We start from the raw sequence: 25,897 nt of genomic DNA, 5'->3' as shown, positions 1-25,897 counted from the left end.
GACCGTGTGGTCTCCAGCGCGAGGAGGCTGAACGATGAGCACGCTGACGTTCCTCGGTGGCACGGGCACGGTCACCGGAAGCAAGTTCCTGTTCGACACCGGCGACTCGCAGGTGCTGGTGGACTGCGGTCTGTTCCAGGGGCTGGCGCCGTTGCGGCGGCGCAACTGGCAGCAGCCCCCGCTCGACCTGGACCGGCTGGACGCGGTCGTGCTCACCCATGCGCACCTGGACCACTGCGGCTATCTCCCGGTGCTGGCGCGGCACGGATGGCGTGGGCCGGTGTTCACCACCGAGGGCACCGCGAACCTGGCCGGGATCGTGCTGGCCGACAGCGCGCACCTGATGATGGAGGAGGCTCGTCAGGCCAACGAGTCGGGCTGGTCCAAGCACCGGCCCGCCCTGCCGCTGTACGACGCGGACGACGCGGAGCGCGCCACCCGGCTGTTCCGGCCGATCGGCTTCGAGGCGGCACGCTCCATCGCGCACGGCGTCGACCTCGAGTTCGGACGGGCCGGACACATCCTCGGCTCGGCCTGGGCGCATCTGACCCTGGGCGACCGCAGCGTCGTGGTGAGCGGTGATCTGGGCAGGCCGGCGCACCGGGTGCTGCTGCCTCCCCAGCCGAGGCCCGCCTGCGACGCCCTGCTCATCGAGTCGACCTATGGCGACCGCCCGCACGACGACGCCGCAGCCACCGCGTTGTTCGCGGACACCATCCGGCGCACTGCCGCGCGTGGTGGAAGCGTGCTGATCCCCGCGTTCGCGGTGGACCGCACCGAGGTGATCCTGATCGAACTGGCCAAGCTGGTGCGGGCAGGGGAGATCCCGGACCTGCCGGTGTTCGTCGACAGCCCGATGGCGCTGGCGTCACTGCGGGTCTACCGGCAGGCGGTCGCGAGGAGCTGGCCGGAGATCCGTCCCGAACTGATGGACGGCGGGGACGCGTTCGACCCCGGCCAGCTGGCGGAGCTGCACACGGCCACCCAGTCCATGCAGGCCAACGACCCGAAGAAACCCTCGATCATCATCTCCGCGTCCGGAATGGCCACCGGTGGCCGGGTTCTGCACCACCTGAAGCACATGCTGGCCAACAACAGGCACACGATCCTCATCGTCGGCTACGCGGCGGTGGGCACACGGGCACGTTCGCTCGTCGACGGAGCCCGGGAGATCAAGATCCACGGCCGGTACGTGCCGGTGAAGGCCGAGGTGCAGGTGCTCGACGCGTTCAGCGCCCATGCCGATGCCGGCGAACTGCTGGCGTGGGCGACGACTGGACCCGCTCCTGCCACCGCCTACGTCGTGCACGGTGAACCGGAGAGTGCCGCGACGCTGGCAGACCGGCTCCACGCCGAGTACGGGTGGACTGCCGTGGTGCCGAGGGACGGCGAGCGGGTCCTGGTGTGACCCTGGTCAGCCGCTGGAACTCATGGGTTCCACCAGAAGTTCGGCGACCGGTCGCCGCGGCGTCGCGGGGACCGGCGTGCTGAACCCGATGCGCAGCACGGTCTGGGGCACGAGCATGCCACCGAGAGCGCGTCGCAGCTCCTCGCGCACTGTGGGCACCTCCACCGGCTGGGACATGAAAGAGGCGGACAGGCCGTGGGTGGTCGCTGTCAGCAGCACTCGCTGCATCGCCTGGCCCGCCTGGATCTCGCCGAGCTGCCCGTCGTAGAAGGAACAGACGACTGCGACCAGGGGGTTGGACTCGTAGTCCTTTCCGGACCGACGGTCGTGGTCGTGCCCGGGGTCGAAGTCGCGGAACATCCACTCGTCCTGCGCTTCAGGCCGGAAACCGGCGGCCGCGGGCGGCACGCCGTCCACGGCGTCCGGCCGGTACCCGGTGAGGCTCTCGAGCTCGGAAGCGACAGCGGGATCCTCCAGCTGGATCCGGTGGGCACGTCGCACGAAGTCCTTCATCCTGGCGACCTCCTCGCGCGTGCCGACGATGTGCAGCCAAGAACGTTCCAGCTCAGCGGCCCGCACGAGAGCGTGGCGCTGCCGTGCGTCCACACCGGACTCGAAGAACGGGCGGCGGTTGGTGCGGCGCGTGGGCACGGCCCTGAGCAGCGCCCGCATCTCGTCGTCCTGGGTGATCACGCCGCCGCGGCGGACCGCGGCCAGCGCGCCGGGCGCCACGTGACCGGGCAGCAAGCTCACCAGCGGCCGGACACCGAACCCCTGCAAGGCCATGCGCAGGTTGAACAACGCGGCGCCACAGGACAGACGCAGTTCACGGTCGCCGGGATCAGTGGCCGGAAGCCTGCGATCGAGGTCGGGGTGCAACTCGATGCGATCGGGCAGCACCCGAAACCGCCACGGCTGGCTGTTGTGCACGGAAGGCGCCAGCGACGCGGACCTCAACACCGTTTCCACGTCGTCCGGTGCCAACCCCAACGCTGCGATCATCTCCACCATCCGTCACCCCGTTGCACGGCTTGCTGTGTCTGGATTCGCCACTGTCACCTGTTCTCGATGCGGACCCCACTGCCGAACGGCCCTATCTGGCCGGGATCGCTAGGCGTCGCAACGACCGCGTGCCAGGCTCGGGTCATGACGGTGCGAGGAGAGAACCAGTCGCGCAGTCTCCTCGGCGGGTTGAGGCTCGACGACTTGCTCGACGAGATGCGTGAGCGGCTGTCCGAGATCGGTTCGACGCGCGACAAGATGCAGGGCCTGCTCGACGCCGTGATGGCCGTCGGTGCCGGCCTGGAGCTCGACTCGACCCTGCAACGCATCGTTCAGGCCGCCTTGGAACTGGTGGGGGCTCGTTACGGGGCGCTGGGAGTGCTCGGCCAGCACGACAACCTTTCCCAGTTCGTCTACGTCGGGATCGATCCGGAGACGCGGTCGACGATGGGGCACCTGCCAGAGGGCAAGGGCCTGCTCGGACTGTTGATCAAAGATCCGCGGGCGATCCGGCTGCACGACCTCAGCGAACACGCCGCCTCGGTCGGCTTCCCACCCAACCATCCGCCGATGCACAGCTTCATCGGTGTGCCCGTGCGCGTGCGCGACGAGATCTTCGGCAACCTCTACATGACCGAGAAGAAGGGCGGCACCGACTTCACCCCGGACGACGAGGTGGTGCTGGAGGCACTGGCGGCCGCTGCCGGTGTGGCGGTGGAGAACGCGCGGTTGTTCGAACGATCCCGGCTGCGCGAGCGGTGGCTGGAGGCGAACGCCGAGATCAACGCGCAACTCCTGGGTGGTGCTTCGGCCGATGACGCGCTCCACCTCATCGTTCACCGAGCCGTGGAGCTCGCGTCGGCCAGCAGCGTGGCAGTTCTGCTTGCTGGAGATCAGGACCAACGGCTGCACGCCGCTGCTCAGGCAGGAGGGTCACTGGTCGAAGGCGCTGTCGACCCCGAGGGGACCGTTCTCGCCGAGGTGCTGGAGTCAGGTGCGCCGATGCTGGTCGAGGACCTGGAGGGGTTGTTCGGTTCACAAGGCACCGGGCTGGCCGCCTGCGTCGTCGTGCCGATGCGCGCGGGCACGAAAGTGATCGGGATGCTGGTCACCGTGCGGGAGAAGGGCGCGGCGTCGTTCGGGCACGACCTCATGCCGCTGCTCGCGTCGCTGGCGGACCAGGCGGTGGTGGCGCTGGAGTTCGCCGAGAACCAGAGCGCCAGACGCCTGGTCGACGTGCTGGAGGACCGCGACCGCATCGCCCGCGACCTGCACGACCACGTGATCCAACGCCTGTTCGCGACCGGCATGAGCCTGCAGGGCGCGTTGACCTGGGTGAACCACCCGGAGGCGAAGCGCAGGGTGCAGAAGGCCGTGAACCAGCTCGACCAGACCGTCCTGGAGATCCGCACGTCGATCTTCGACCTGCAGGCGGACTCCGGTGACACCGGTTTGCGACGCAGGCTGCTGAACATCGTCGCCGAGGTCACCGAAGGCGAGGCGGTGACGCCCGCGGTGCGGATGAGCGGCACGATCGACAACCGCGTGCCCGGCTACATCGGTGAACACGCCGAAGCCGCGGTCCGAGAGCTGGTGTGCAACTCGATCCGGCATGCCCGTGCGACCGAGCTGACGCTGACCGTCGAGGCCGGTGACGCGCTGATCATCAGCATGGTGGACAACGGCGTCGGCATGCCCCCGCAGGTGGCTCGCAGCGGCCTGCGCAACCTGGAGCAGCGCGCGGCCGGCTACGGCGGTTCCTGCGCCGTCGCGGACGAACCCGGTGGCGGCACGCGGGTCACCTGGCAGGTTCCGCTGGACTGACCTTCCCGTACCGTCACGCCGACCCCGGCAACCGGATGCTCGTCAACGGGAGCGCAAGGTCTTGCGGACCCGGTCGAACTCGTCGGTGTCGATGTCGCCCCTGGCCAGACGCTCCTCGAGGATGCGCAGTGCCGAACCTCCGTGCTCGTCGCGACGGCGGAGCAGGACCACCGCGACGGTGAGCAGCACGCTCCAGAACGCGATCATGCCCAGCGTCATCAGGACGATGCCGCCCCAGCCCATCGGTGTGCCGTAGTACATCCCGTCCTCCTCACTTGGCCGGTCGTGCCGAAGCGTGCGCGACGCCCTCGATGTCGTTCGCCGCCGCGTTCAGGAGCTGATGCGCGAGGTCGGAGAGCGCACGTGACGTCGCGAGCTCGTCACCGATCTCCGGAACGTCGCGGTCCGCGGGGTTGAGCCGGGCCAGGCCAACCCCGACCAGGTGCGTCTTGTCCGCGGTGTGCAGGCGGGCCTCCGCCCTGGTTCGCGACTCGTGCTCGTCGATGTGGATCTCGACGGACCATTGCTTGGCGGTGCTCATGGAACCTCCTCGTCCGGGGGATCCCAGCGTCGAACGCCACGCATGCCGGATTGCAGAGTCGAACGACCCGCGCAGGGCGAGACCCTCCGCACTGTCAGTGGCACCACCGCCGGCCGGATCGTCGAAGCATGCGCTGGAGTGCCGCCGAAGCGGCGGAGATCGTGGAAGCAGCCAGGAAGGCGCCCGTGTACAGCGCGGGCAAGCCCTGGGTGCTGGAACTGCACAACCGGTCGGTCCACCTCTACGAGGTCGCGCACAGGTCGCTGCACGACCCGCTGGGAATGGATCGGCTGCTGACCTGTGGTGCCGCCCTGGAGCACATCGTGCTCGCGGTGCGGGCCATCGGCTGGCACGCCGAGGTCGTGTTCCCCGCCGACCACACCAACCCCGACCTGATCGCGGTCGTTCGTGCCGACCGGCGGCAACCGCCGGACGAGAAGGAGCTGAACCAGCACCTGGCCGCGTCGCTGGCGGAGGGCACGGGCGACGGCGAGGCGAGGGACCTCGTGTCCGCCAACCACTGGGCGGGCACCGAACTGCACCCCGTCGACGACGACACGCTGGTCGTGGTCACCGTCGGTGACGGGCGCCCGGATCACGTGCGCGGAGGGGCCGCGTTGCAAGCGGCCGTGCTCGCGGCGCGGTTCGGCGGGCTGCGCGTCCGCCCGGTGATCCACCTGATGCATCGGCAGGAGTGGCGTGCCGGGCTGATCGAGCGCCACGAACTCGCGGGCTATCCGCAGGCGCTGCTGGTCGTGGGTGCCAAGGACCCGGATGGAGCGGGACCAACGGCCGCGTCCGCGGGCGCGGTTCGTTCCTAGCGTCGAGAGCGGAAGGGAGAAGCCATGCGTGCTCGCGAGATCATGACCAGTCCGGCGGTCACGGTGACACCTGAGGTGCCCGTCCGCGGAGCAGCGGCGTTGCTCGTGTCTCACGGGTTCACCGCGTTGCCGGTGGTGGACCACGACAAGCGGCTCGTCGGGATCATCACCGAGGCGGACTTGCTGCGCAACGGCTACGTCGACGAGGCGAGCGGCAAGACCGTGGGCGAGGTGATGACTTCTCCCGCCGTTGCCGTGGACGTGGGCGCACAGGGAAGCAAGATCGCCCGCGTGCTGGTGGACGACCGCATCCGGTGCCTGCCGATCGTGGACGGCTCACAGGTCGTCGGAGTCGTCACCCGGCGAGACCTCGTGCGCGTCCTCGCCCGCACCGACACGACCGTCGCGGCCGAGGCGCAACGCGTGCTCGACCTCTACGGCGGTGGTCGCAAGTGGACGGTCGTCGTCCAGGACGGTGAAGCCGTTGTCGGTGCGGACAACGCCGACGAAGAGACCGAACGCGTCCTGGCCGCGCTCGCCGGGTCCGTTTCCGGTGTGCTGCGCGTCCGCGTTCTGACCGGAGGAGAACGATGAAGGGACCCGACGCCCCGATCGTGGTCGGTGTCGACGGCTCGTCGTCGGCCCTGGCCGCGGTGAAGTGGGCCGCCGACGAGTCCGTCCGCCACCACGTTGCGCTGCGGCTGGTGCACGGGTACTCGCTGCCGGTCAGGGGCTGTCCGGAGTCCGTCTTGACGGGAAACGAGATCCGCCAGGCCATCGAGGACCAGGCACACGGGTGGCTGATCGAAGCGGTTGCCGCAGCCCGCGCCGCAGCACCCGGCGTCGAGGTGACCACCGAGGTCTCCAACGACAACGGGACGCATCTGCTGATCGAGCAGTCGCACGACGCCCGGCTGATGGTTCTGGGCTCGCAGGGCCTCGGCAACGTCACCGGCCTGCTGGTCGGCTCGACCGCGATCGCTCTGGCCGCCCACGGCGAGTGCCCGCTGGTCGTCGTCCGCGGGACCGCCGTGCCCGGTGGTCCGGTCGTGGTGGGCGTGGACGGTTCTCCGACGAGCGAAGCCGCACTGGCGTTCGCCTTCGAGGCCGCGTCGATGCGCGGTTGTTCGTTGACCGCGGTCATGTGCTGGCAGGACTTCATGGTGGAGAGCGCGTACAGCGCTACGAGGTTCACCGTGGACTGGGGCCAGGTCGAGACGGAGGAACAGCGGCTGATGGCGCAACGCCTGGCCGGGTGGCAGGAGAAGTATCCGGACGTCCAGGTGCATCGCGTTGTGCTGCGGGACCGTCCGGTGCGCGCCCTCATGCGGTACGGCGCGGAGGCGCAGCTTCTGGTCGTGGGCAGCCACGGGCACGGCGGGTTCACCGGCATGTTGCTCGGGTCGACGAGCCAGGGGCTCGTCTACAACGCGCCGTGTCCGCTGGCGATCATCCGGCCCTTTGGGTGAGTTCTGCTTATCGGGTGTTCTGCGAGTCACGGCCGCACGGTCCTGCGTGCGGCCGTGACCACGTGTCGGCAGCCGATACGCGCGGGAGATCAGACTGGTCTGATTCGACGCTGGGCCACGGCGTGCGGCGGAATCACCACCACCGGGCATTCCGCATGGCGCAGACACTTCGCCGCGACGCTGCCCAGCACGGCGCCCACGACCGGTCCGTACCCACGTGTGCCGATCACGAGCAGGTCGGCGTGCCGGGAGGCTTCGACGAGGTGGTCCGCCGCGTCGCCCACCTCAACGACCTCGGCGACGTCGGGTGCAGCAGGCACCGCCGCGCGTGCCAGCTGCACGTTGACGTGCAGTTCCTGGGCAGGATGCCGTTGCGGCCTCTCGCCGTACGGGTGCAGGCCCATCGAGGTCGCCGGCACGAACACGGGCTCGTGGTAGTAGGCCAGCACCGCCTCCACCCTGGCGCCGCGGCGCGTGGACTCCTCCAGCGCCCACTGCAGCGCGGCGCGCGACTGTGCGGAACCGTCCACGCCGACCACGATCACAGGTGTCCTCATCGTCTACTCCCATCGCTCATCACGAGCGTGGCTCTCGACCTGAGCCGGTCGGCAGGGACCAACGTCATGACAACGGTGAGCCCATCCGCACTGCTGGTGCCCGCGCAGGAGGCGAACCCTCGAAGAGACTCGAGCGGGAGGTGGACCATGAAGGCGAAAGCGGGCGACTGGCTGGTCGTGCAAGGACCGGTGATCGACCACGGCGGCCGTCGAGGGCTCATCCTCTCCGTGCGGCACGAGGACGGCACACCGCCGTACCTGGTGAAGTGGCTGGACTCCGAGCACGAGGCCCTGGTGTTCCCCGGACCGGACGCTCATGTGGTCGCCACCGAGTCCGGCTGAGCCGTGGACACCGCGGTCGCGCTGGGCCATCTCGCCACAGCGCTCGCAATCGGTCTGTTGCTGGGCGTGGAACGCGAGCACGACAACGCGCGTGACCCGGTCCGGCCCGCGGGATCGCGGACGTTCCCGCTGATCGCGCTGGCCGGTGCGGTCAGCGCCGCGGTGTCGCCGATCGCATCGGGTGTTGCGCTCGTGGCGGTCGCGGCGTTGGTGATCGCCTGGTACGTGCGCACCTCGGAGCCCGGTGCGACGACGGAGATCGCGGCCATCACGGCCTTCCTGCTGGGCGCACTCGCCTGGGAACGGCCGGAGCTCGCGGTGCCGGTCGGAGTGGTGGTGACTGTGTTGCTGGCGGCGAAGCGACCGTTGCACCGATTCGCCCGAAAGGTGGTGAGTGACCAGGACGTCCGGGACGCGATGATCCTGTTCGTCGTCGCGTTCGTGGTTCTGCCGCTGCTCCCGGACCGGCCGCTCGGACCGTACGGGGTGCTCAACCCGACGAGGGTGTGGTGGCTGGTCATCGCCGTGACCGTGATCGGCTGGGCCGGATATGTCGCGGCGCGGGCGTTCGGGCAGCGGTGGGGTCTGCTCGTCACGGGTTTCGCCGGTGGGTTCGTGTCCGGGGCGGCGACCACCGCGGTGATGGCCCGCAAGTACGAGGCCGTCGGTGCCGCGGCATTTCCCGGCGCGGTGGCGGTGAACCTGGCCACCCTCACGCAGGTCGTCGCGGTGACCGCGGTGGCGAGCCCGCCGGTCGCGCTTCGGCTGCTCCCGGCGGTGGGTGCCGGGATCGTGGTGCTGCTGGTGGAGGTGGCGTGGCTCGTGTGGCGCACGAAGCCCGCAGCCGACGAGCCCGCCGAGGACGAGCCCGTGGTCAGCAGGCCGATGTCGATCAAGGCGGCGTTGACGCTCGCCGGCGTCCTGGTGCTGTTCCTGGTCGTCACCCGCGCGGCGGCCGAGTGGCTGGGTGGAGGGGGAGTCGTGGCCGCCGGCGCACTGGGCGGTCTGGCCGACGCGCACGCCGCCGCCATCGCCGCCGCCTCCCTGGCGCCGCAGTCCATCTCCGTCCACACGGCGGTGCTGGCCTGTGGTGCGGCGCTGGCGACGAACACCGTCGCGAAGCTCGTTCTCGCCGCGCTGGCGGGAGGACCGCGCTTCGCGTTGAAGCTCGCCGCGTGGATGGCACCTGTCGTGGCCGCAGTGGCACTGGGCATGGCTTGGTAGGACGAAGGTCCTGACGCCTCTGGGACCCCGGATACTCACCGTTGGCCAGGCTGGCCGGGAGCCTGAAGTGCATGAGCGAGAACGAAGTCCGACCCGTTGTGGTCGGTGTGGACGGATCAGCCGCCGGGCAGGCGGCGTTGAAATGGGCGGTGGAGGACGCGAGGCGGCGTGGGTGCCGGGTCGACGTGATCTCCGCCTGGCACCCGAACTACGGGATCCTGATCGGTCCCGTGCCCGCCGAGGTGGTCATGGGGATGGCACCGGAGGCGATGCGCGCTGCGGCCCAGGAAGGGCTGGACCACGCGGTGGAGGGCTTCGACGGCGTCGAGATGCGCCGGGTGCTCGTCGAGGGTGACCCGAGGACCGCTCTGGTCGAAGCGTCCGAGGACGCCGAACTGCTCGTGGTCGGCAACCGCGGCCACAGCACGATCGTCGAGGCGGTCCTGGGCTCGGTCAGCTCCTACTGCGTGCACCACGCCAAGTGCCCGGTCGTCGTGATCCGCGAGCCCAAGGCCGCGCGCCAGGAGGAGCGCCCCACCATCGAGGCGGCCTTGCCGCTGACGCCCGGGCCGTTGCTGTGAAGGCGCGCACCGGTCGCCTGTTCCTCACCGCGGTGGTCCTCACCACCATCGCGGGCGGGTTGGTTCGGCTCCAGGATCCGCCGAGTGCGCGGATCTGGTGGGCCGTCGCCACCGCGGCGGCCGTCGTGCCCGCGGTGTGGTGGGTCGTCGAAGACCTGCGCGCCAGGCGGTTCGGTGCGGACGTGCTCGCGGTGCTCGCCCTCGTCGGAACGCTCGTCGTCGGTGAGTACCTCGCGGGTGCCGTGGTAGCGGTCATGGTCGGGACAGGGCACGCACTGGACGACTACGCGCGGCGGCGGGCCCGGCGGGACCTGAGCGCGTTGCTGGAAAGGGCACCGCGCCGGACGCAGCTACGAGAGGCAGACGGACTCCGGCCGGTCGACGTGGACGCGGTGGCGCCCGGAGACCAGGTGGTGGTGCGCCCCGGCGAGGTCGTTCCCGTGGACGGCATCCTGCTCGGCGATGCCACGTTCGACGAGTCCGCACTGACCGGCGAACCGGACCCGGTCGCCCGGCTGCACGGGGAACGTGTGCGCAGCGGCGTCGTTGCGGTCGGGTCGGCGGTCGACGTACGGGCAGCCGCCACGGCGCACGAGAGCACTTACGCGGGCGTGGTGCGGCTTGCCGAGGAGGCGGCGGCCATGAGCGCTCCCGTCGTGCGCGTGGCCGACCGGATCGCCGTGGTCTTCCTGCCGGTCGCAGTGCTGGTGGCCGGTCTGGCGGCGGTGCTGAGCGGTGACCTGACACGCGCGGTGGCGGTGCTGGTGACCGCGACCCCGTGCCCACTTCTCCTCGCCGTGCCGGTGGCGATCACCGCGGGTATGTCCCGGGCTTCTCGAGTCGGAGTCGTGCTCCGTGACGGCCAGGCACTGGAAGCGCTGGGCAGCGCACGGATCGCAGTGCTCGACAAGACCGGCACCGTGACGGTCGGGCGACCCGTGGTGGTAGACGTCGTGGCCGCTCCCAGGTGGACCGCGGCGGGCGTGCTCGGTCTCGCGGCCTCGGTCGAGCAGCTCTCGACACACGCGCTGGCATCTGCCGTGGTGGAGGCCGCGAGGACCGCCGGACTGCGGGTGGAGCCGGCGCAGGACGTGCGGGAGCGCCCCGGCCACGGTGTCACCGGGCGCGTCGGGTCGTCGCTCGTCTTCGTCGGCGCTCGGGACGAGGAACCTTCCTCGGACTGGGAACGCGCGATAGCGGGAAAGGCGCGGCTGGACGCGGCGACGCCGGTGTGGGTGCAGGCCGACGACGAGTTCGTCGGCGCACTGCTGCTTCGTGATCCGCTGCGCCGGGAGGCGGGCAGGACGGTGCGGCGGCTGCGTGCGGCCGGACTGCGTCGCATCGTCATGTTGACGGGAGACCGTCCGGCGGTCGCCCAGGACGTCGCCGGGATGCTCGGGCTCGACGACGTGGTCGCTCGTTGCACCCCGGAGGACAAGGTGGCGCGGGTCCGGGAGGAACGGTCCGGTGGCGTCACCATCATGGTCGGTGACGGCATCAACGACGCTCCGGCGCTCGCCGCCGCAGACGTCGGGGTCGCACTGGGGAACCGCGGTAGTGCGGCTGCCGCCCAAGCAGCGGACGCGGTCATTCTGGACGACCGCATCGACCGGCTCGCCGATGGCGTCGAGATCGCTGCGAACGCCAAGCGAATCGCCGTGCAGAGCGCGGCGGCCGGTATGGGGCTGGCGCTCGTGGCGATGGGCTTCGCCGCCTTCGGGCTGCTGCCCGCCATCGGCGGTGCGTTGGTCCAGGAGGCGATTGACGTCGCGGTGATCCTTTACTCGCTGCGCGCTCTTCTTCCACTGCGGCACCGGAAGATGCGGCCCGGCACCACCGGACTGCTGACCAGGTTCGATGCCGAGCACGCCGCGTTGCAGGACGTGCGCGACGCGGTGCGCGTGGCTGCGGATGGACTCCGTGCGGGCGTGACAACCGACGCGGCGGAAGCAGTGCGTCACGCCCACCGGCTGGTGGTCGAGCGGCTGCTGCCCCACGAACACGCTGAGGAGCACGAGCTGTACCCGGCTTTGACGGAGGAGTTCGGCGACCAGCACGCCACCGTGCCGATGAGCCGCGGCCACGCGGAGATCGAACGGCTGGTGCGCCGGCTCGGGCGGCACCTCGACGAACCGGGCGGGATGACCACGGACCAGGTCGACGACCTGCGCGCCACCCTCTACGGCCTGGATGCCGTGCTGCGCCTGCACTTCGCGCAGGAAGAAGAAGGCTACTTCGTGCTCGCGGAGCCCCGTTGAGGAAGGATCGGCATGGACCGCCAACACGCGCTCATGACGGCCCGGTCGCGATGAAGGCCGTGGCCGAGGACCTGCGGCACAAGAGCAAGGGCGGCGGCGTGCTGCTGGGTGTCGAGGAACCAGAGCTCTGGTCGGTGTCGCCACCGATGACAGGTTCGTGCCGCGTGAGCGAGACCGGCTGCCTGGTGGTGGACGCGAGGATCCGTGTCACCCCGGGCCGGCCTGCCCGTTCCTGAGACGAATGGGAGGAGGTGGTGAAGGGGCGCAACAGCACGTGACGCCTGGCTGCAAAAGCATCGTCGGGTGATGTTTCGCCTGATCCAGCTCGAACGCCGCATACCCCCGGGGGTAGTTGTCGTCCTGCGGTCGGGCGGCGTACGGTGAAGGACGAGATACCCCCGGGGGTATCTTCGCCGGGGCTCCCGGCAAACGTCAGGCCGTGCGAGTGAGGGGAATGATCATGTCGTTGATAGTCGAGGTCGTGGCGACCTCGTCCTTGGGTGACCGCAGCTACCTGGCGCACGACGGGTGGGTGGCGGTCGTGGTGGATCCGCAGCGGGACGTCGATCGCGTCGTGGAGCTGGCAGGCCGGCTCGGAGTGAAGATCACGCATGTCGTGGAAACGCATCTGCACAACGACTACGTGTCCGGCGGGCTCGCGCTCGCCAAGCTGACCGGTGCGGTGTACGCCGTCGCCGCGGCGGACGACGTGGCGTTCGAGCGGTTGCCGGTGCGCGACGGCGACGAGATCGTGCTGTCCGACCGCATGCGGCTGACCGTGCTGGCCACGCCGGGCCACACCTTCCACCACGTGTCCTACGTCCTGCACGGCTCAGGCGGGCCGGCGGGTGTCTTCACCGGCGGGTCGCTGTTGTTCGGCACGACCGGTCGCACGGACCTGCTGGGCAAGCAGCACGCGGATGTCCTCGCGCACCACCAGCACTCCTCTGTGCGCCGGTTGGCCGACCTGCTGCCGGATGGCGCCGAGGTGTGGCCGACGCACGGGTTCGGCAGTTTCTGCTCGGCCACGCAGTCCGACGCGCCGTCGTCCACGATCGGCAGGGAGAAGGCGGCGAACTCCGCGTTGCGGCTGGAGGCGGACGACTTCGTCGCTCAGATGCTCGCCGGACTGGACGCCTATCCCGCCTACTACGCGCACATGGGCGTGCGCAACGCAGAGGGTGCCGAGCTGATCGACCTGACGCCCGTGCGCCTCGCCGATCCCGCCGAGCTGCGGAGCCGGATCGAGGCTCAGGAGTGGGTGGTGGACCTGCGCTTGCGCAAGGCGTTCGCTCACCAGCACATGGTCGGCACGCTGAGCTTCGGGCTGGACGGGCCGATGTCGACCTGGCTGGGCTGGATGGCGCCGTGGGGCGCGCCGATCACGTTGCTCGGCGAGTCGGCGGAGCAGGTGGCGCAGGCGCAGCGGGAGCTGGCTCGGATCGGGATCGATCGTCCCGCGGCCGCCGCGACGGGCACACCGGAACAGTGGGCTGACGAGGAGAGCCGCTTGGGCGAGCTGGCCGTCGCCACGTTCGCGGATCTGGCCGCCGCCCAGGCAGGGCGGCGTCCACACGGGCTGCCGCCCGCGGATGTGGTGCTGGACGTGCGGCTGATCGGCGAGTGGCGGCAGGGTCACCTCGACGGTGCTGTGCACATTCCGCTGCCCGAGTTGCCGCGACGAGTGGCGGACGTGCCGGGCGGTGTCGTGTGGGTGCATTGCCAGTCCGGCTACCGGGCCTCCATCGCCGCGAGCGTGCTGGCCGCGGCGGGTCGTCAGGTCGTGCACGTGGACGACGGTTTCGACACCGCGCGCGATGCCGGCCTCGACGTGGTGGAGGACCCGGCATGAGCACCCCGACGAAGCTCGACGTCGCGCAGCTCCGTCGGCAGGTGGCGTCCGGTGCCTGTCCGCGGTTGATCGACGTGCGCACGCCCGGCGAGTTCGAGACCGTGCACATCCCCGGTTCCTACAACGTGCCGCTGGACCTGCTGCGGGAGCACCGCGACGAACTGCGCGCGCACCTGGACGAGCAGGTGGTGCTGATCTGCCGGACCGGCAGGCGGGCGGTGGAGGCCGAGCAGGCGCTGGCGGCCGCCGGACTGCCCAACCTCCGGCTGCTCGACGGTGGCATGGTCGCGTGGCAGGCGGCCGGTGGAGAGGTGCGGCACGGCGCGCCGCGCTGGGACCTCGAACGTCAGGTCCGGCTGGTGGCCGGTGCGATCGTTTTGACCGCCGTCCTCGTGGGTGTGCTGGTGCCGCCGGTCACCTGGCTCGCGGGCCTGGTGGGCGCCGGGCTTGTCGTGGCGTCGCTGACCAACACCTGCCTCATGGGCATGCTGCTCGCCAAGCTTCCCTGCAACCGCGGTCCGCGCACGACCTTCACGGCCGTGGTCGCCGCGCTGAGCGATGGGAGCGGGTGAGCGGGATGCTGGTGCTCACGCTGCTCGCCGCGGTGGTCGTGGGGCTCGCGCTGGGTGTGCTCGGTGGTGGGGGGTCGATCCTGACCGTCCCGATCCTGGTCTACCTCGCCGGACAGGAGCCCAAGCAGGCGATCGCGATGTCGTTGTTCGTCGTCGGTGTCACCAGCGCTGTGGGCGCCATCTCGCATGCACGGGCTGGACGAGTGCGCTGGCGCACTGGGCTGGTGTTCGGTGCCGCCGGTATGGCAGGCGCGTACGGCGGTGGCCGACTGGCGGAACTCATCCCCGGCACCTGGCTGCTGGTGGGCTTCGCGGTGATGATGATCGCGACCGCGGCGGCGATGATCCGGGGTCGCCGCGACGGCGCCCCGGTGAAGCCGCACGGGGAGCTGCCGGTCGGCCGCGTGGTCGTCGAAGGGCTCGCGGTCGGTGCGGTCACCGGCCTGGTCGGCGCCGGTGGTGGCTTCCTGGTGGTGCCCGCGCTGGCGTTGCTGGGCGGACTGCCCATGGCGATCGCCGTGGGCACGTCGCTGGTGGTGATCGCGATGAAGTCCTTCGCCGGACTGGCGGGGTACCTCGCGACCGTCCACATCGACTGGAAGCTCGCCGTGATGGTCACCGTCGCCGCGGTGATCGGGAGCATGATCGGCGGCAGGTTGACCGGACTGATCCCGGAGACGGTGCTGCGCAGAGGTTTCGGCTGGTTCGTGCTCGTGATGGGCGGCTTCGTCCTCGCTCAGCAGCTGCCGGTGGCGGCCTGGGTCGTCCCGGTCCTGCTCGTCGTCGGCGCGGGCGGCGCATGGCTGGTCCAGCGCAGGCGTCGCAAGGTGACGGCGGGTGGCGGCCCCCAGTAGGGCCGCCACCCTCACCTCACCGGTTCGACCAGCGGCCGAACGCGGCCAGGTGGTGCTGCGACGCGGTCAGCAGGTTGCCGTAGACGCGTTGGACATCGGGCGCGGTGAGGCCGTTCAGCGACTCACGCAGCAGCGAGATGTCCGTTGTCTCCACGGTCTTGCCGACCTGGAGCGCGGCGTCCTGGCTCGCGGATCCCTGGGCCAGGAGTTGGTCATAGGTCGCCTGCACGGCCGGGGTCGCGAAGTGACCGGGCGCCTGGTTCGCGGTGGGATCGGTGATCCCGTAGCGGGTCAGCAACGTCCGGACCGCCTCGAGGTGCGTGGTCTCCGACGCGGCGATGCGGTCGAAGACCTGCAGTTCGTAGCGGTTGGCGAACTCGGTGTACAGGTCGTGCGCCAGCTTCTCCTCCTCGGCGTTGGCCGCGAGCGCGGTCCGCTGCGTCTCGGTGAGCGTGCCGCTCGGGTCGACGACCCCGGGGACGCCGAGGCATCCTCCGTCACGCGGCCCGCCGCGCGGCATGGTCACCGGGCCGTTGCCGGGGCCGGGGCCGGGGCCGAACATCGGAGGGGAGCTGTTCGCCAGCGCGAACGTTCCAGCGAACGCACCCACCGTGACGATTCCCGCCGCCGTGATCGCGGCGATGCGGGTCCTGGTCTTCATGGCTCCTCCTTTCCTCGTAACGGTTTCATCGTCTGCCTCGCCGGAGAAGGCCGCGTGCAGATCGTGTGGAGATGACGTGGAGCCCGGCACGGGCGGGTACTTCGACCCTCGATCGGCGTGATTCACCCGCGTACACAGGGCTTTGTGGGAGACACCGTGCTCGTCGTCGAGGACGAGAAGGAGATTCGCGAGCTGTTGCGCCGCTATCTCGAACGAGCGGGTTTCACCGTGGTGACAACGGGTTCCGGTGCACAGGCGTTGACGATGGTGGCCGGCGGCGTGGCCGCGCTCGTGGTGCTCGACCTCGGGCTTCCCGACGTCGACGGTGTGGAGGTGCTGCGCGCGGCGCGGCAATCGGGGCAGACGCCGGTCGTCGTGCTGACCGCACGCGGTTCTGTGGAGGAACGGATCCGCGGGCTGGAGCTCGGCGCCGACGACTACGTGACCAAACCCTTCAGCCCCACAGAACTGGTGCTGCGGGTGCAGGCCGTCCTGCACCGTGTGAACTTCGCCGCGGAACCCGCTGCGACGTCCTTCGGAGAAGGTCGTCTCCTGATCGACGACGCACGGCACGAGGCACGCTGGGACGGTGGGCTCCTGGAGCTGACGCCGACCGAGTGGGGGATCCTGTCCGCCGTGGCGTCGGTCCCAGGACGGGTCTACTCGCGCTACGAGCTGATCAACCGCGTGCGCGGCTACGAGTTCGAGGGCTATGAGCGCACCGTCGACTCGCACGTGAAGAACCTGCGCCACAAGCTCGGCGGGAGTGGACCGGACGTGGTGCAGACCGTGCTCGGTGTCGGCTACCGGCTGGGGCTGCGCCGTGACCCGTGACGACAACGCCGCGTGGGGGCCGTTGAGCAGACGGTTGCTCGCCGCGTTCGTGCTCGTAGCGCTGTCGTCCGTCGTCGTGCTGACCGGCGCCGCGTTGTGGGGGACCGGTCGAGGACTCGAGGCGGCGGAGGCGACGGCCCGCCGGCAGGCGGCCGAGCGGGTGGCCGCGGCGGTCGCGGCCGCCTACAGCGCCGCCGGCGGCTGGGACGCGGCGGACCTCCGAGCCGCGACCGATCTCGCCACGGGTGCCGACGCCCACCTCGTCGTGCGGACTGCCGACGGTGCGAACGTGTCCGGTCGTGGACGTGGCATGCCGATGAACACCATGCCGGGATCAGGGCGGATCCAGGCTCCGGTGGTGGTCGGTGGTGCAGCAGTCGGCTCGGTCCAGCTGGCCTTCGGCTCGCCGGTCACGTCCGCGGTGCGGGACATCGCGTGGGGATGGATCGGACTCGCCGCAGGAGTCGCGCTGATGGTCGCCGGGGTCGTCACCTGGTTCGTGGGCAGGCGAATCGTCGTGCCGCTCACCCGCCTCACCCGCGCCGCACGACGCATTTCCGCAGGTGACCGCACGGCTCGCGCGGGGGTAGAAGCCCCAGGCGAGCTGGGAGAGCTGGCGACAGCGTTCGACCACATGGCCGCCGAGGTGGCTCGTGTCGAACGGGCCAGGCGAGATCTGACCGGTGACGTCGCGCACGAGCTGCGCACGCCGCTGGCGACGTTGCAGGCAGGGCTGGAGGAACTGCGGGACGGCCTGGCGCCGCCGGATGCCGAACGCCTGACGAGCCTGCACGACCAGGCGCAGCGGCTCGGCCGGATCGTGCAGGACCTCGCCGAGCTCTCCGAGGCGGAGGCAGCCGCGCTGTCCTTGCGGTTGCGGGACGCCGATCTCGCCGAAGTGGTCGGCACGTCGGTGGAGGCGAACTTCGCGCATCTGCGTGCCGCGGGCCTGGAGGTGCGCACCGAACTCGCGACCGGCGTCGTGGTGCGGGCGGACCCGGATCGGCTCCACCAGGCGCTGGGCAACCTGCTGGCCAACTGCGCGCGCTATGCCCGGCCTGGCGATGTGGTCACCGTGCGGGTCCGCCGCTCGGCCGGCACGGCGTTCGTGGAGGTCCGCGACACCGGGCCAGGCATCCCCGCCGAGGAACTGGAGCGCGTCTTCGAACGTCGTTGGCGCGGCTGTGCCGGACGAACCGTCGCGGGCACGGGCATCGGGCTCGCCGTGGTCAAAGAACTCGTGACCGCACACGGCGGAACCGTCGCCGCCACGTCCGGTGCCGGGGGAACCCTGTTCACCCTCAGCCTGCCGCTGTGACCACCGAGTCCAGTGCGGGTCGCAGGCGCTTGCCCGCCTCCTCGGCGACCGGACGCAGGTCCTCCCGCCCCGTCATCGCGGTCATCGCGTCGGGATCGAGGGCTAGCACGAGGGTGCGTCCGTTGTCGGCGCGGACGACGACGTTGCACGGCGGCAACAGGCCGATCGTCCGGTCGACCTCCAGCGCGCGGTGGGCCAGCGGGGGGTTGCACTCGCCGAGGATCACGTACGGCTCGGCCTCGGCATCGAGCTCCTCCCGCATGATCGCTTGGACGTCGATCTCAGTGAGCACGCCGAAACCCTGTTCCTTCAGCGCCGCGCGCACGACGGGCACGGCGTCCTCGTGGGGCAGGTCGAGCGTGATGGTCAGGTCGTACCTCACGGTGATGGCTCCTCCGCAACGCCCAGAAGTCGACCAGGACGGTGCCCGGCCGGCCTGCGATCTCGTTGAAGTTGGACTTGGTCAGTTCGATGGCGGCCACGCCGGTCTCCTCTCGGTCGGTGGCGGCACGTTCGATCAGGCGGCGCCCAGCTCGGCAGCCTCGGCGGGGCTCAGGCTGTTCCGGCCTGCATCCATGACGCGCCTCCGTCGAACATACCCCCGTGGGTATCTGGTGCAACGTGGTTCGCGCATTGGTCGTTCCTGCGCTCAGGTACCCTGGGGGGTACTGAAGGAGGTAACGGGTGGAGCTGAACGAAGACGTCCTCGCGGACGTGGTCAAGCGGCTGCGACGCGTCCAGGGCCAGGTCGGCGGGCTCGTGCAGATGATCGAGTCCGGACGGGACTGCAAGGACGTGATCACGCAGCTGGCGGCCGCGTCCCGGGCGCTGGACCGGGCGGGTTTCAAGCTGATCGCCAGCGGCCTGGAGCAGTGCATCTCCGACGGCTCCGAGCAGTCGGTGGCCGACCGGGCTCAGCTGGAGAAGCTCTTCCTGGCGCTGGCCTGACGGAGCAGGCACACCGGAGGAAGGACGAACCAGCGCAGCACCTCGAAGTCCTCCGGTAGCCCGGTGGGTCCGTCGTCGATCAGGTCGGCACGGGCGGCGAGCAGGTACCGGGCATCGTCCAGCTGCGTGGCCAGAACTGCTTCGCCGGCGTGGGACGGGAGGCCGGAAGCGTTGGTCGTCACAGCAGAACGCAGGTCCGGCAGCTCGGGCGGAAGCGCTGCCGTGGCGCGGTGTGTCCACAGCCCGGTGTGCGGGTCGAAGACGTAGTCGGGCAGCAGGCGGTGGCCGTAACGGGCGATCAGTCGTACGGCCTCGACCAGGTAGTCGCGAACGGCGTCGGTGATGAAGTAGTGGAAGTTCAGGCGCACCCAGCCCGGTTTGACGCCGCTGCAGCCGACTTCGACCGGCGCGTCTGCCGAGACCCCATGCGATGACGTGCTCGTCCAGTCCGCCGCTCAACACGATCCGTGCCGACGTCAGGCCTGCCGCGTCGAGTCGTTTCCGGGTCTCCCGGGACAACGCCCACAGGTCACCCGAGTCCAGGCGCACACCGACCGGCTGGGCGGCAGGCAGCAGGCGGGCCACTTCGACCGCTCGGTCCACTCCTCGCAGGCTGTCGTAGGTGTCGACCAGGAACACGGTCGAACTGGGGAAGTCCTCGGCGAACGCCTCGAACGCCGCCTGTTCGTCCTGGAACGCCTCGACGTAGGAGTGCGCCATCGTTCCGGTGGGTGTGAGCCCGTACCGGGAGGCGGCGGCGACACAACTGGTGCCGGTGAAGCCGGCGATGGCGGACGCACGTGCCACTGCCAACGCGGCTTCGTGACCATGCGTGCGGCGGGCGGCGAAGTCGACCACCTCGCGTCCCGCTGCGGCGATCCGGCAGCGCGGCTTTCGACGCCACCGAGGTCTGGTACGTCACCAGGTTCAGCAACGCGGTCTCGACCAGCTGGGCCTGCGGCAGTGGAGCGGTCACCTCCGGCAGCGGCTCGGTCTCGAACACCACCCTGCCTTCGGGGACCGCCAGGACCGATCCGGTGAACCGCAAGCCGCGCAGCGGTTCGACGTCCACACCGGTGACCTGGTCGAGGTACTCGAGCTCCGCGTCGGTGGAGTGGAAGTCCTCGAGGAACGCCAGGCTGTCCGCCAGTCCAGCGGCCACCAGGAATCCCCGGGAGCCGGCAGGTCCGGACGAACAGGCTGAACGTCGCGGGCGCGCACATCTCCCGACGCAGACAGCTCAGCGCCATGCGGATCTCGTACAGGTCAGCGCGCGAGCCGCTCATGGTCTTGACCTCAGCGCGCGGCGACGAGCTGCTCGGCGATGTTGTTCGCCCAGAGCTCGATCGCGTCCCAGTCGCGGTAGTCGCCCGCCATGCTGCCCTGAGCCATCTTCTTGGCGAAGAAGCCGACAGCGGTCTCCGGGGTGAGCCTTCCCCCGAACGTGGTCGGCTGGTCGGCGCCGATGCGGCTGGCCAGCTCCCGCACCTTGCTCGGTGCCTTCTGTGCGGACAGGTCGGAGCCGAGCGGGCCGCTGTGGAAGAGCCAGACCGGCTTCCTCGCGAGTGCGGGAGCGTTGCGCTTCAGGAACTTCACCGCCTCCGGACGCCACCGGGCGGCGTAGAGCGCACTGCCCAGCACGACCGCCTTGTACGGCTCGACGGAGCCGACGTCCGCGGCGTCGAGCACGGTCACCTCGTGCGCGGCCGAGCGGATCCGCGCCGCGATCGCCTCGGCGATCTCTCTGGTAGAACCCGTCTTGGTCGCGTACACGACAAGAATTTCAGCCATACCAACACTTTCTTCGTCTCACTCCAGTTTGCACAGAGACCTTGTGCTCACCTGAGCCGGGACGCGGGCCACTGAACTCGCTCTTCAGCACAGGCGATCCTGGAGGTGGGAGAGGAGGCGGAGATGAGGGTTCTGGTGGCCTTCGCGAGCGCTGGGGGCTCAACGGCGGGCATCGCCGAGTGGATCGCGGGCGCACTGCTGGCGCGCGGACACGACGTCGTGCTGCGCCCGGTCGGGGAGATCACCGGCGTGACGGGTCACGACGCGTTCGTGATCGGCAGCGCGGTGCACGACCAGGCCTGGTTACCGGTGGCCGCGGACTTCCTCACCGAGAACCGCCGCGGCCTGCGTGGCAAGCCGGTGTGGCTGTTCAGCGTCGGCTCGCCCGGCGCCCTGCGCGGCCCGTTGCGGGGGTGGGCGGCTCTGGAAGAGGTGGACGTCCTCGCGGAACTGCTCAAGGACGTCACCCCGGTGGAACACCGGCTGTTCACCGGAGTGGTCACCGCGACGACGTTCGGGAAGTTCGGTGCGCTGCTGTTCCGTGCCATGGGTGGCCGGTTCGGTGACTTCCGCGATTGGAACGCGATCGAGAACTGGAGTGCGTCCATAGCCGCCGCGCTCGCCGAGCAGAAGTCGTGAGTGGTCTCCGTTGCCCGCGCGACGGAAACCACCCACGATCGGACTCACGGCAAAGTGCGGGCGATGCGGTCCGCGAGGTCCACCGTACGGCTGGCGTAACCCCATTCGTTGTCGTACCAGCCCATCACCTTCACGACGTGGCCCTGAACCTTGGTGAGCGAGGAGTCGAACACGCATGACGCGGGATCGCCGATGATGTCGCGCGACACGACGGGGTCGGTCGTGTAGCGCAGGATTCCCTTGAGGTGCTGGGACGCCGCCTCAGCGAACGCGCGGTTCACCTGGTCCGCGGTGGCCGGTTCGGAGAGCCGGACCGTCAGGTCGGTGAGCGAGCCGTCCTCGACCGGTACCCGCACCGCCAGCCCGTCGAGCTTTCCTTCGAGCGAGGGGATCACCTGCCCGATGGCGCGTGCCGCTCCGGTGGACGTCGGGATGATGTTCACCGCCGCGGAGCGCGCCCGCCGCAGGTCCTTGTGCGGCCGGTCCAGCAACGCCTGGTCACCCGTGTAGCTGTGGATCGTGGTCATCACGCCTTCGACGATGCCGAACGCCTCGTCGAGCACGGCCGCCATCGGTGCGGCGCAGTTGGTGGTGCAGGACGCGTTCGAGATGATGTGGTGTGAGCCCGGCTCGTAGATGTCGTCGTTGACTCCCAGCACGATGGTCACGTCGACGTCCTTGCCCGGCGCGGTGATCAGGACCTTCCGCGCGCCGCGTTCGATGTGGACACCGGCCGTCTCCCTGGTGCGGAACCGGCCCGTGGCCTCGATGACGATGTCGACACCCAGCAACCCCCAGTTGAGGTCCTTCGGGTCTGCCTCGCTCATCACCACGATGCTGTGGTCGTCCACCGTGATGGTGTTCCCCTCGGCGGAGACGTGCCTGCGCCACGGCCCGTAGGTCGAGTCGTAGGCGAGCAGGTGCGCCAGCGTCTCCGGCGTGGTGATGTCGTTGACGGCGACGATCTCGATCGCCGTGTCGTTGCGGTCGATGGCGGCGCGAAGCACGTCCCGCCCGATGCGACCGAATCCGTTGATGGCTACGCGAACCGGCATGGTGGTCTCCTGCTGGAAGTGGGCGGGGGAGGGCGCCACCGGCAGATGGCGCCCGCAGGTCGACGAGCCTGTTTTCATCCGCGCTGCTGTGCGCTTTCAGTGGGCTTGGCGCAGCAGGAGCCGGCGTTCTGCGGAACCGATCGCCGCCCGGGCCGCGGGAACGGCGTCGACGTTCACCGAGATGGAGGTGATGCCGAACTCCACGAGCTTCTCGGCGAACTCGGGTTTGTTGGACGGTGCCTGGCCGCACAGCGATGAGGTGATGCCGGCGTCGGTCGCGGCGCGGACGATGCGGCCGATCATGTCGAGCACTGAGGGGTCGGACTCGTCGAACAGGTCCGCGCACAGTTCGGAGTCGCGGTCGACGCCGAGCATCAGTTGCGTGAGGTCGTTGCTGCCGATGGAGACGCCGTCGATGCCGGACCGCGCGTACTCGGGAATCCAGTACGCCACCGAGGGAACCTCGGCCATGACCCAGCGGTGCAGGCCGCGGTGGTGGCCGAGCGGGCTGCGGTCGATCTGCTCCAGGCAGGCTTCCAGCTCCCACTTGGTGCGGACGAACGGGATCATCAGGTGCAGGTTCGGCGTCTGCTCCCGCACGCGGGCGAGTGCTTCGAGCTCCAGACCGAACAGCATCGGGTCGTCGACGTACCGGTAGCAGCCGCGGTAGCCGATCATCGGGTTGTGCTCGTGCTTCTCGAACTCCTCGCCGCCCTTGAGCTCGCGGAACTCGTTGGTGCGGAAGTCCATCGTGCGATAGACGACCGGGCGCGGCGCGAACGCGTGAGTGATCTGCAACAGCGACGAAGCCATGGCGTCGAGGAAGTCCTCGGTGCCGTGCTGTGCCAGGAACCGGCGCGGGTGCTCGGCGCCGAGCGCCTCGGTGAGCATGAACTCCGCCCGCAGCAGCCCGACACCGTCCACCGGCATCGCTGCCACCTCGGCGGCGTGCTCGGGCAGTGCCAGGTTGACGTACACCCGTGTGCCCAAAGCCTCGGTGGAGGGCATGACGGGGGCGACGATCCGCGGCGCGGTGATGACCGGTGCCGATCCGGCGCGGACCTCGCCCGCGCTGCCGTCGACTGTGACCTGCTGCCCCTCCTTCAGCACGGTGGTGGCCGAACCGGTCCCGACCACGCACGGCACCCGCAGCTCACGGGCGACGATGGCGGCGTGACAGGTGATGCCACCACCATCGGTGACCACGGCGGACGCCCGGCGCATCGTCGGCACCCAGTCCGGGTTGGTCATCTCGGCGACGAGCACCTCGCCGTCGCGCAGCCGTGAACCTTCGTCGGGCGAGCTCAGGATCCGGACACGTCCGGACGCGATGCCAGGGGAGGCGGCCAGACCTGCGACCAGCGGGCCGTCGGACAGGGGCGCGGTGTCCGGGAGGGTGGTGATCGGCCGTGACTGCACCAGCCACGTCTCGCCGTCGGCGATCGCCCACTCCGTGTCCTGAGGCTCACCGTAGTGCCGCTGCACGCGCAACCCCAGCCGGCCGATCTCGACTGCCTCGGCCTCGGTGAGCACCTGGGCGTGGGAGGCCTCGGAGTCGAGCTCGACGCGCTGGTCCGCGCCGTCCGGGCCACGGACGATCTCGTGTGTCTTCCGCCCGATCCGCGTGTCCACAAGAGACACTTCGTCACCGTTGCGTCGCAGGACGTACGTGTCCGGTTCCACCGCACCGCTGACGACGACCTCACCGAGTCCGAACGACGCCTCGACGAGGAGCTTGTCGCGGTCACCGGTCGAGGGGTCGGCGGTGAACATGACGCCGGACCGTTCCGAGTTCACCATCTTCTGCACCACGACGGCGATCGCCGGCTCGTCGGTGATGCCCTGTTCGGCGCGGTAGGCGATCGAGCGTGTGCCGAACAACGACACCCAGCAGTCCAACAGGCGGTCCAGCAGGGCGTGCGCGCCTCGGGTGTTGGTGAAGGTGCTGTTCATCCCGGCGAACGAGGCACCGGCGGTGTCCTCCGAGGTGGCCGAGGACCGGACGGCCACGGACTCGTCCTGGCCCAGGTCGCGGTACGCCTGCAGCACCGCGTGCCGGACCTCGTCGGACACACCGGCCTTGCGCGCCAGCTCCCGCATCCGCTCGGCGGACTCCGCGAGCCGATCCGGCGTGGTCGAGCGGTCGAGCGCGATCGCGAGCTCCGTGGCGAGGTCGTCGCGGACCTGGCTCATCGACTTGAGGAACGCGTCGGCGGTCACCACGAAGCCGGGTGGCACCGGCAATCCCGCGCGGGTGCACTCACCGAGGTTCGCGCCCTTCCCGCCGGCGATCGCCGTGTCGTCCTTGCCGAGCGTGGTGAAGTCGCGGATGTAGGTGCTCACGGCTGCTCCTGACGGGCGAGGACGTCGACGACGGGACGGCGGGGCGTGGCGGGCAGAGGATCGGCGTTGAACCCGGCCCAGCCCACCCGGATCACCAGCTGCGGACAGGTCGAGCCGCCGAGAACGCGGTCGCGCACCAGTTCCCTGGTCTCCACGACTTCCAGCGGCTGGCTCAGCGGACAGCACGCGAGTCCGGCTGATGTGGCTTCGAGTAGAACGGCACTCGTCGCTTCGCCTGCCCGCAGCCGGGACAGGTCGTCGTCGGACGAGGTGCTGAGCACGATCAGCGACCCCGCGTCCTCGCTGAGCAGGAGGCGGTCGGTCTGGGGCAGCTCGCCCGGTGCGAACTCACGCATCCGGAGGTTCCCGTACTGCCGTGAGCCCATCGGGATGTTCGCCGCGGGCACACCCGCCGAGGCGCCGGGATAGACGCCGGTCCACTCGCGGAGCTCGGCCCGGTACTCCGGATCGGCCTCCTGCACGCCGGCGGCCTTGGCGATGGCCATGAGCAGTTCGTCGCGGCCACGACCCAGCACCTCCTGCGCTTCAACGCCTTCTGCCAGGGCACAGGACATGAGCTGCGCGGTGATGCCCTGGGGTACCGCCCAGGAGGAGAACGCGCGGCGGTCTGTGCGCCTGCGGGGAATCGCTGCCGCGAGAGCGACGTGCGACTCCGAGGGGCCAGAAACCTGGAACTCGATCGCCGCGAGGTGGTCGGGCTGTCCGGGGTTCGGCAGCCTGTGGACGATCGCCCGCCACCCGAGTGCCGCCAGCGCCACGCGCACGTGGTGCAAAGCGGCCCCGCAGCTGATGATCAGGTCCGCCCCCAGCGGGTCCACCGCCGGCAGGCCGCGCGAGCGATCGGCGTACAGGTGCAGGCTGTGCTCACCGAGCTCCCAGCGCCACGGCTGTGAGTTGTGCACCGACGGCGCGCGGCAGGCGAGCGCCACCGCCGCCCGCAGCGTGTTCTCATCCGGCTGACCGCGCTTCATCCGGTTCACCT

General features: G+C 70.1%; 28 protein-coding genes and 2 pseudogenes. 17 read left to right on the top strand and 13 right to left on the bottom strand.

Going from position 1 to position 25,897, the window contains the following annotated elements; all coding sequences use genetic code 11:
• Nucleotides 1-34: 34 nt before the first annotated feature.
• Nucleotides 35-1,408: an MBL fold metallo-hydrolase RNA specificity domain-containing protein gene (locus DFR72_RS00380; RefSeq protein WP_090072966.1), complete on the top strand. Its 1,374-nt coding sequence runs from the start codon at nucleotides 35-37 to the stop codon at nucleotides 1,406-1,408.
• A 6-nt stretch (nucleotides 1,409-1,414) separates the two neighbouring features.
• On the opposite strand, the gene DFR72_RS00375 is transcribed toward DFR72_RS00380, so the two are convergent.
• Nucleotides 1,415-2,410 (bottom strand): Acg family FMN-binding oxidoreductase, encoded by a 996-nt coding sequence (locus DFR72_RS00375; protein WP_342768623.1) that lies wholly within the window; start codon nucleotides 2,408-2,410, stop codon nucleotides 1,415-1,417.
• 144 nt (nucleotides 2,411-2,554) lie between these two features.
• Between DFR72_RS00375 and DFR72_RS00370 the strand changes: the two genes are divergently transcribed.
• On the top strand, nucleotides 2,555-4,234 hold the full coding sequence (locus tag DFR72_RS00370) for a GAF domain-containing sensor histidine kinase (protein ID WP_090072970.1): 1,680 nt from the start codon (nucleotides 2,555-2,557) through the stop codon (nucleotides 4,232-4,234).
• 42 nt (nucleotides 4,235-4,276) lie between these two features.
• Here DFR72_RS00370 and DFR72_RS00365 read toward each other — a convergent pair whose 3' ends face one another.
• Together DFR72_RS00365 and DFR72_RS00360 are read right to left on the bottom strand one after the other, a co-directional pair.
• Nucleotides 4,277-4,495, bottom strand: a complete 219-nt coding sequence (locus tag DFR72_RS00365; RefSeq protein ID WP_090072972.1) for an SHOCT domain-containing protein — start codon at nucleotides 4,493-4,495, stop codon at nucleotides 4,277-4,279.
• Nucleotides 4,496-4,505: 10 nt separating this feature from the next.
• On the bottom strand, nucleotides 4,506-4,775 hold the full coding sequence (locus tag DFR72_RS00360; protein WP_090072974.1) for a DUF1876 domain-containing protein: 270 nt from the start codon (nucleotides 4,773-4,775) through the stop codon (nucleotides 4,506-4,508).
• A gap of 128 nt (nucleotides 4,776-4,903) precedes the next feature.
• On the opposite strand from DFR72_RS00360, the gene DFR72_RS00355 reads away from it, so the two are divergent.
• The 3 genes from DFR72_RS00355 to DFR72_RS00345 are packed head-to-tail and all read left to right on the top strand — an operon-like array spanning nucleotide 4,904 to nucleotide 7,065.
• Entirely contained in the window at nucleotides 4,904-5,596 is a 693-nt protein-coding gene (locus DFR72_RS00355; protein ID WP_090072976.1) for a hypothetical protein, read from the top strand.
• A gap of 24 nt (nucleotides 5,597-5,620) precedes the next feature.
• The gene (locus tag DFR72_RS00350; RefSeq protein ID WP_090072978.1) at nucleotides 5,621-6,190 is read left to right on the top strand and encodes a CBS domain-containing protein; all 570 of its coding nucleotides are present in this window, start codon (nucleotides 5,621-5,623) and stop codon (nucleotides 6,188-6,190) included.
• Nucleotides 6,187-7,065, top strand: a complete 879-nt coding sequence (locus DFR72_RS00345) for a universal stress protein (RefSeq protein WP_090072980.1) — start codon at nucleotides 6,187-6,189, stop codon at nucleotides 7,063-7,065. The genes DFR72_RS00350 and DFR72_RS00345 overlap by 4 nt, the downstream gene beginning before the upstream one ends.
• 89 nt (nucleotides 7,066-7,154) lie before the next feature.
• Here the strand turns inward: DFR72_RS00345 and DFR72_RS00340 are convergent, their stop codons facing one another.
• Nucleotides 7,155-7,622: a universal stress protein gene (locus DFR72_RS00340; RefSeq protein ID WP_090072982.1), complete on the bottom strand. Its 468-nt coding sequence runs from the start codon at nucleotides 7,620-7,622 to the stop codon at nucleotides 7,155-7,157.
• Nucleotides 7,623-7,769: 147 nt separating this feature from the next.
• On the opposite strand from DFR72_RS00340, the gene DFR72_RS00335 reads away from it, so the two are divergent.
• From DFR72_RS00335 to DFR72_RS00300, 8 genes are all read left to right on the top strand, one after another.
• On the top strand, nucleotides 7,770-7,964 hold the full coding sequence (locus DFR72_RS00335) for a DUF1918 domain-containing protein (RefSeq protein ID WP_090072984.1): 195 nt from the start codon (nucleotides 7,770-7,772) through the stop codon (nucleotides 7,962-7,964).
• Nucleotides 7,965-7,967: 3 nt separating this feature from the next.
• A complete protein-coding gene (locus DFR72_RS00330; protein ID WP_090072986.1) occupies nucleotides 7,968-9,188 on the top strand; it encodes an MgtC/SapB family protein in 1,221 nt (406 codons plus the stop codon).
• 71 nt (nucleotides 9,189-9,259) lie between these two features.
• Entirely contained in the window at nucleotides 9,260-9,769 is a 510-nt protein-coding gene (locus DFR72_RS00325) for a universal stress protein (RefSeq protein ID WP_090073128.1), read from the top strand.
• Nucleotides 9,766-12,027 (top strand): heavy metal translocating P-type ATPase, encoded by a 2,262-nt coding sequence (locus tag DFR72_RS00320; RefSeq protein WP_245982381.1) that lies wholly within the window; start codon nucleotides 9,766-9,768, stop codon nucleotides 12,025-12,027. The genes DFR72_RS00325 and DFR72_RS00320 overlap by 4 nt, the downstream gene beginning before the upstream one ends.
• 59 nt (nucleotides 12,028-12,086) lie before the next feature.
• Nucleotides 12,087-12,263 (top strand): hypothetical protein, encoded by a 177-nt coding sequence (locus DFR72_RS45235; protein WP_170176065.1) that lies wholly within the window; start codon nucleotides 12,087-12,089, stop codon nucleotides 12,261-12,263.
• 224 nt (nucleotides 12,264-12,487) lie between these two features.
• A complete protein-coding gene (locus DFR72_RS00310; protein WP_090073133.1) occupies nucleotides 12,488-13,879 on the top strand; it encodes an MBL fold metallo-hydrolase in 1,392 nt (463 codons plus the stop codon).
• Entirely contained in the window at nucleotides 13,876-14,451 is a 576-nt protein-coding gene (locus tag DFR72_RS00305) for a rhodanese-like domain-containing protein (protein WP_090072990.1), read from the top strand. The genes DFR72_RS00310 and DFR72_RS00305 overlap by 4 nt, the downstream gene beginning before the upstream one ends.
• Nucleotides 14,452-14,456: 5 nt before the next feature.
• Nucleotides 14,457-15,305 carry a sulfite exporter TauE/SafE family protein gene (locus tag DFR72_RS00300; protein ID WP_090072992.1) on the top strand — a complete coding sequence of 283 codons (849 nt, stop codon included), beginning with the start codon at nucleotides 14,457-14,459 and terminating at the stop codon, nucleotides 15,303-15,305.
• Between the two features lie 16 nt (nucleotides 15,306-15,321).
• On the opposite strand, the gene DFR72_RS00295 is transcribed toward DFR72_RS00300, so the two are convergent.
• Entirely contained in the window at nucleotides 15,322-15,966 is a 645-nt protein-coding gene (locus tag DFR72_RS00295; protein WP_090072993.1) for a DUF2202 domain-containing protein, read from the bottom strand.
• Between the two features lie 144 nt (nucleotides 15,967-16,110).
• Here DFR72_RS00295 and DFR72_RS00290 point away from each other — a divergent pair, with 144 nt between their 5' ends.
• Nucleotides 16,111-16,800: a response regulator transcription factor gene (locus DFR72_RS00290; RefSeq protein WP_090072995.1), complete on the top strand. Its 690-nt coding sequence runs from the start codon at nucleotides 16,111-16,113 to the stop codon at nucleotides 16,798-16,800.
• Nucleotides 16,790-18,118: a HAMP domain-containing sensor histidine kinase gene (locus DFR72_RS00285; protein WP_211335247.1), complete on the top strand. Its 1,329-nt coding sequence runs from the start codon at nucleotides 16,790-16,792 to the stop codon at nucleotides 18,116-18,118. The genes DFR72_RS00290 and DFR72_RS00285 overlap by 11 nt, the downstream gene beginning before the upstream one ends.
• Here DFR72_RS00285 and DFR72_RS00280 read toward each other — a convergent pair.
• Nucleotides 18,102-18,500 carry a DUF302 domain-containing protein gene (locus DFR72_RS00280; RefSeq protein WP_090073135.1) on the bottom strand — a complete coding sequence of 133 codons (399 nt, stop codon included), beginning with the start codon at nucleotides 18,498-18,500 and terminating at the stop codon, nucleotides 18,102-18,104. The genes DFR72_RS00285 and DFR72_RS00280 overlap by 17 nt on opposite strands.
• A gap of 302 nt (nucleotides 18,501-18,802) precedes the next feature.
• On the opposite strand from DFR72_RS00280, the gene DFR72_RS00270 reads away from it, so the two are divergent.
• The gene (locus tag DFR72_RS00270) at nucleotides 18,803-19,066 is read left to right on the top strand and encodes a metal-sensitive transcriptional regulator (protein ID WP_090072999.1); all 264 of its coding nucleotides are present in this window, start codon (nucleotides 18,803-18,805) and stop codon (nucleotides 19,064-19,066) included.
• On the opposite strand, the gene DFR72_RS00265 is transcribed toward DFR72_RS00270, so the two are convergent.
• The 4 genes and pseudogenes from DFR72_RS00265 to DFR72_RS00255 form a co-directional block, all read right to left on the bottom strand.
• On the bottom strand, nucleotides 19,033-19,434 hold the full coding sequence (locus tag DFR72_RS00265; protein ID WP_090073001.1) for a hypothetical protein: 402 nt from the start codon (nucleotides 19,432-19,434) through the stop codon (nucleotides 19,033-19,035). The two genes, DFR72_RS00270 and DFR72_RS00265, sit on opposite strands and share 34 nt — an antisense overlap.
• Before the next feature lie 208 nt (nucleotides 19,435-19,642).
• A pseudogene (locus DFR72_RS46625) lies at nucleotides 19,643-19,873 on the bottom strand (nicotinate phosphoribosyltransferase); the annotation flags it as partial.
• Between the two features lie 172 nt (nucleotides 19,874-20,045).
• A pseudogene (locus DFR72_RS46620) lies at nucleotides 20,046-20,228 on the bottom strand (nicotinate phosphoribosyltransferase); the annotation flags it as partial.
• Between the two features lie 134 nt (nucleotides 20,229-20,362).
• A complete protein-coding gene (locus DFR72_RS00255; protein ID WP_090073003.1) occupies nucleotides 20,363-20,857 on the bottom strand; it encodes a flavodoxin domain-containing protein in 495 nt (164 codons plus the stop codon).
• A 123-nt stretch (nucleotides 20,858-20,980) separates the two neighbouring features.
• Here DFR72_RS00255 and DFR72_RS00250 point away from each other — a divergent pair, with 123 nt between their 5' ends.
• On the top strand, nucleotides 20,981-21,496 hold the full coding sequence (locus DFR72_RS00250) for a flavodoxin domain-containing protein (protein WP_143086998.1): 516 nt from the start codon (nucleotides 20,981-20,983) through the stop codon (nucleotides 21,494-21,496).
• 44 nt (nucleotides 21,497-21,540) lie between these two features.
• On the opposite strand, the gene gap is transcribed toward DFR72_RS00250, so the two are convergent.
• From gap to DFR72_RS00235, 3 genes are all read right to left on the bottom strand, one after another.
• A complete protein-coding gene (gap, locus tag DFR72_RS00245; RefSeq protein ID WP_090073137.1) occupies nucleotides 21,541-22,551 on the bottom strand; it encodes a type I glyceraldehyde-3-phosphate dehydrogenase in 1,011 nt (336 codons plus the stop codon).
• 96 nt (nucleotides 22,552-22,647) lie between these two features.
• A complete protein-coding gene (gene ppsA, locus DFR72_RS00240; protein WP_090073006.1) occupies nucleotides 22,648-24,894 on the bottom strand; it encodes a phosphoenolpyruvate synthase in 2,247 nt (748 codons plus the stop codon).
• Nucleotides 24,891-25,886 (bottom strand): Acg family FMN-binding oxidoreductase, encoded by a 996-nt coding sequence (locus DFR72_RS00235; protein ID WP_090073139.1) that lies wholly within the window; start codon nucleotides 25,884-25,886, stop codon nucleotides 24,891-24,893. Before DFR72_RS00235 ends, ppsA begins: the two co-directional genes overlap by 4 nt.
• Between the last annotated feature and the right edge of the window lie 11 nt (nucleotides 25,887-25,897).

Origin of the sequence: Lentzea flaviverrucosa, from assembly GCF_003350445.1 — a bacterium.
GTDB lineage: Bacteria > Actinomycetota > Actinomycetes > Mycobacteriales > Pseudonocardiaceae > Lentzea > Lentzea californiensis.
The sequence above is the reverse complement of the archived record's forward strand: the minus strand, read 5'-3'. Positions and strand labels throughout refer to the sequence as shown.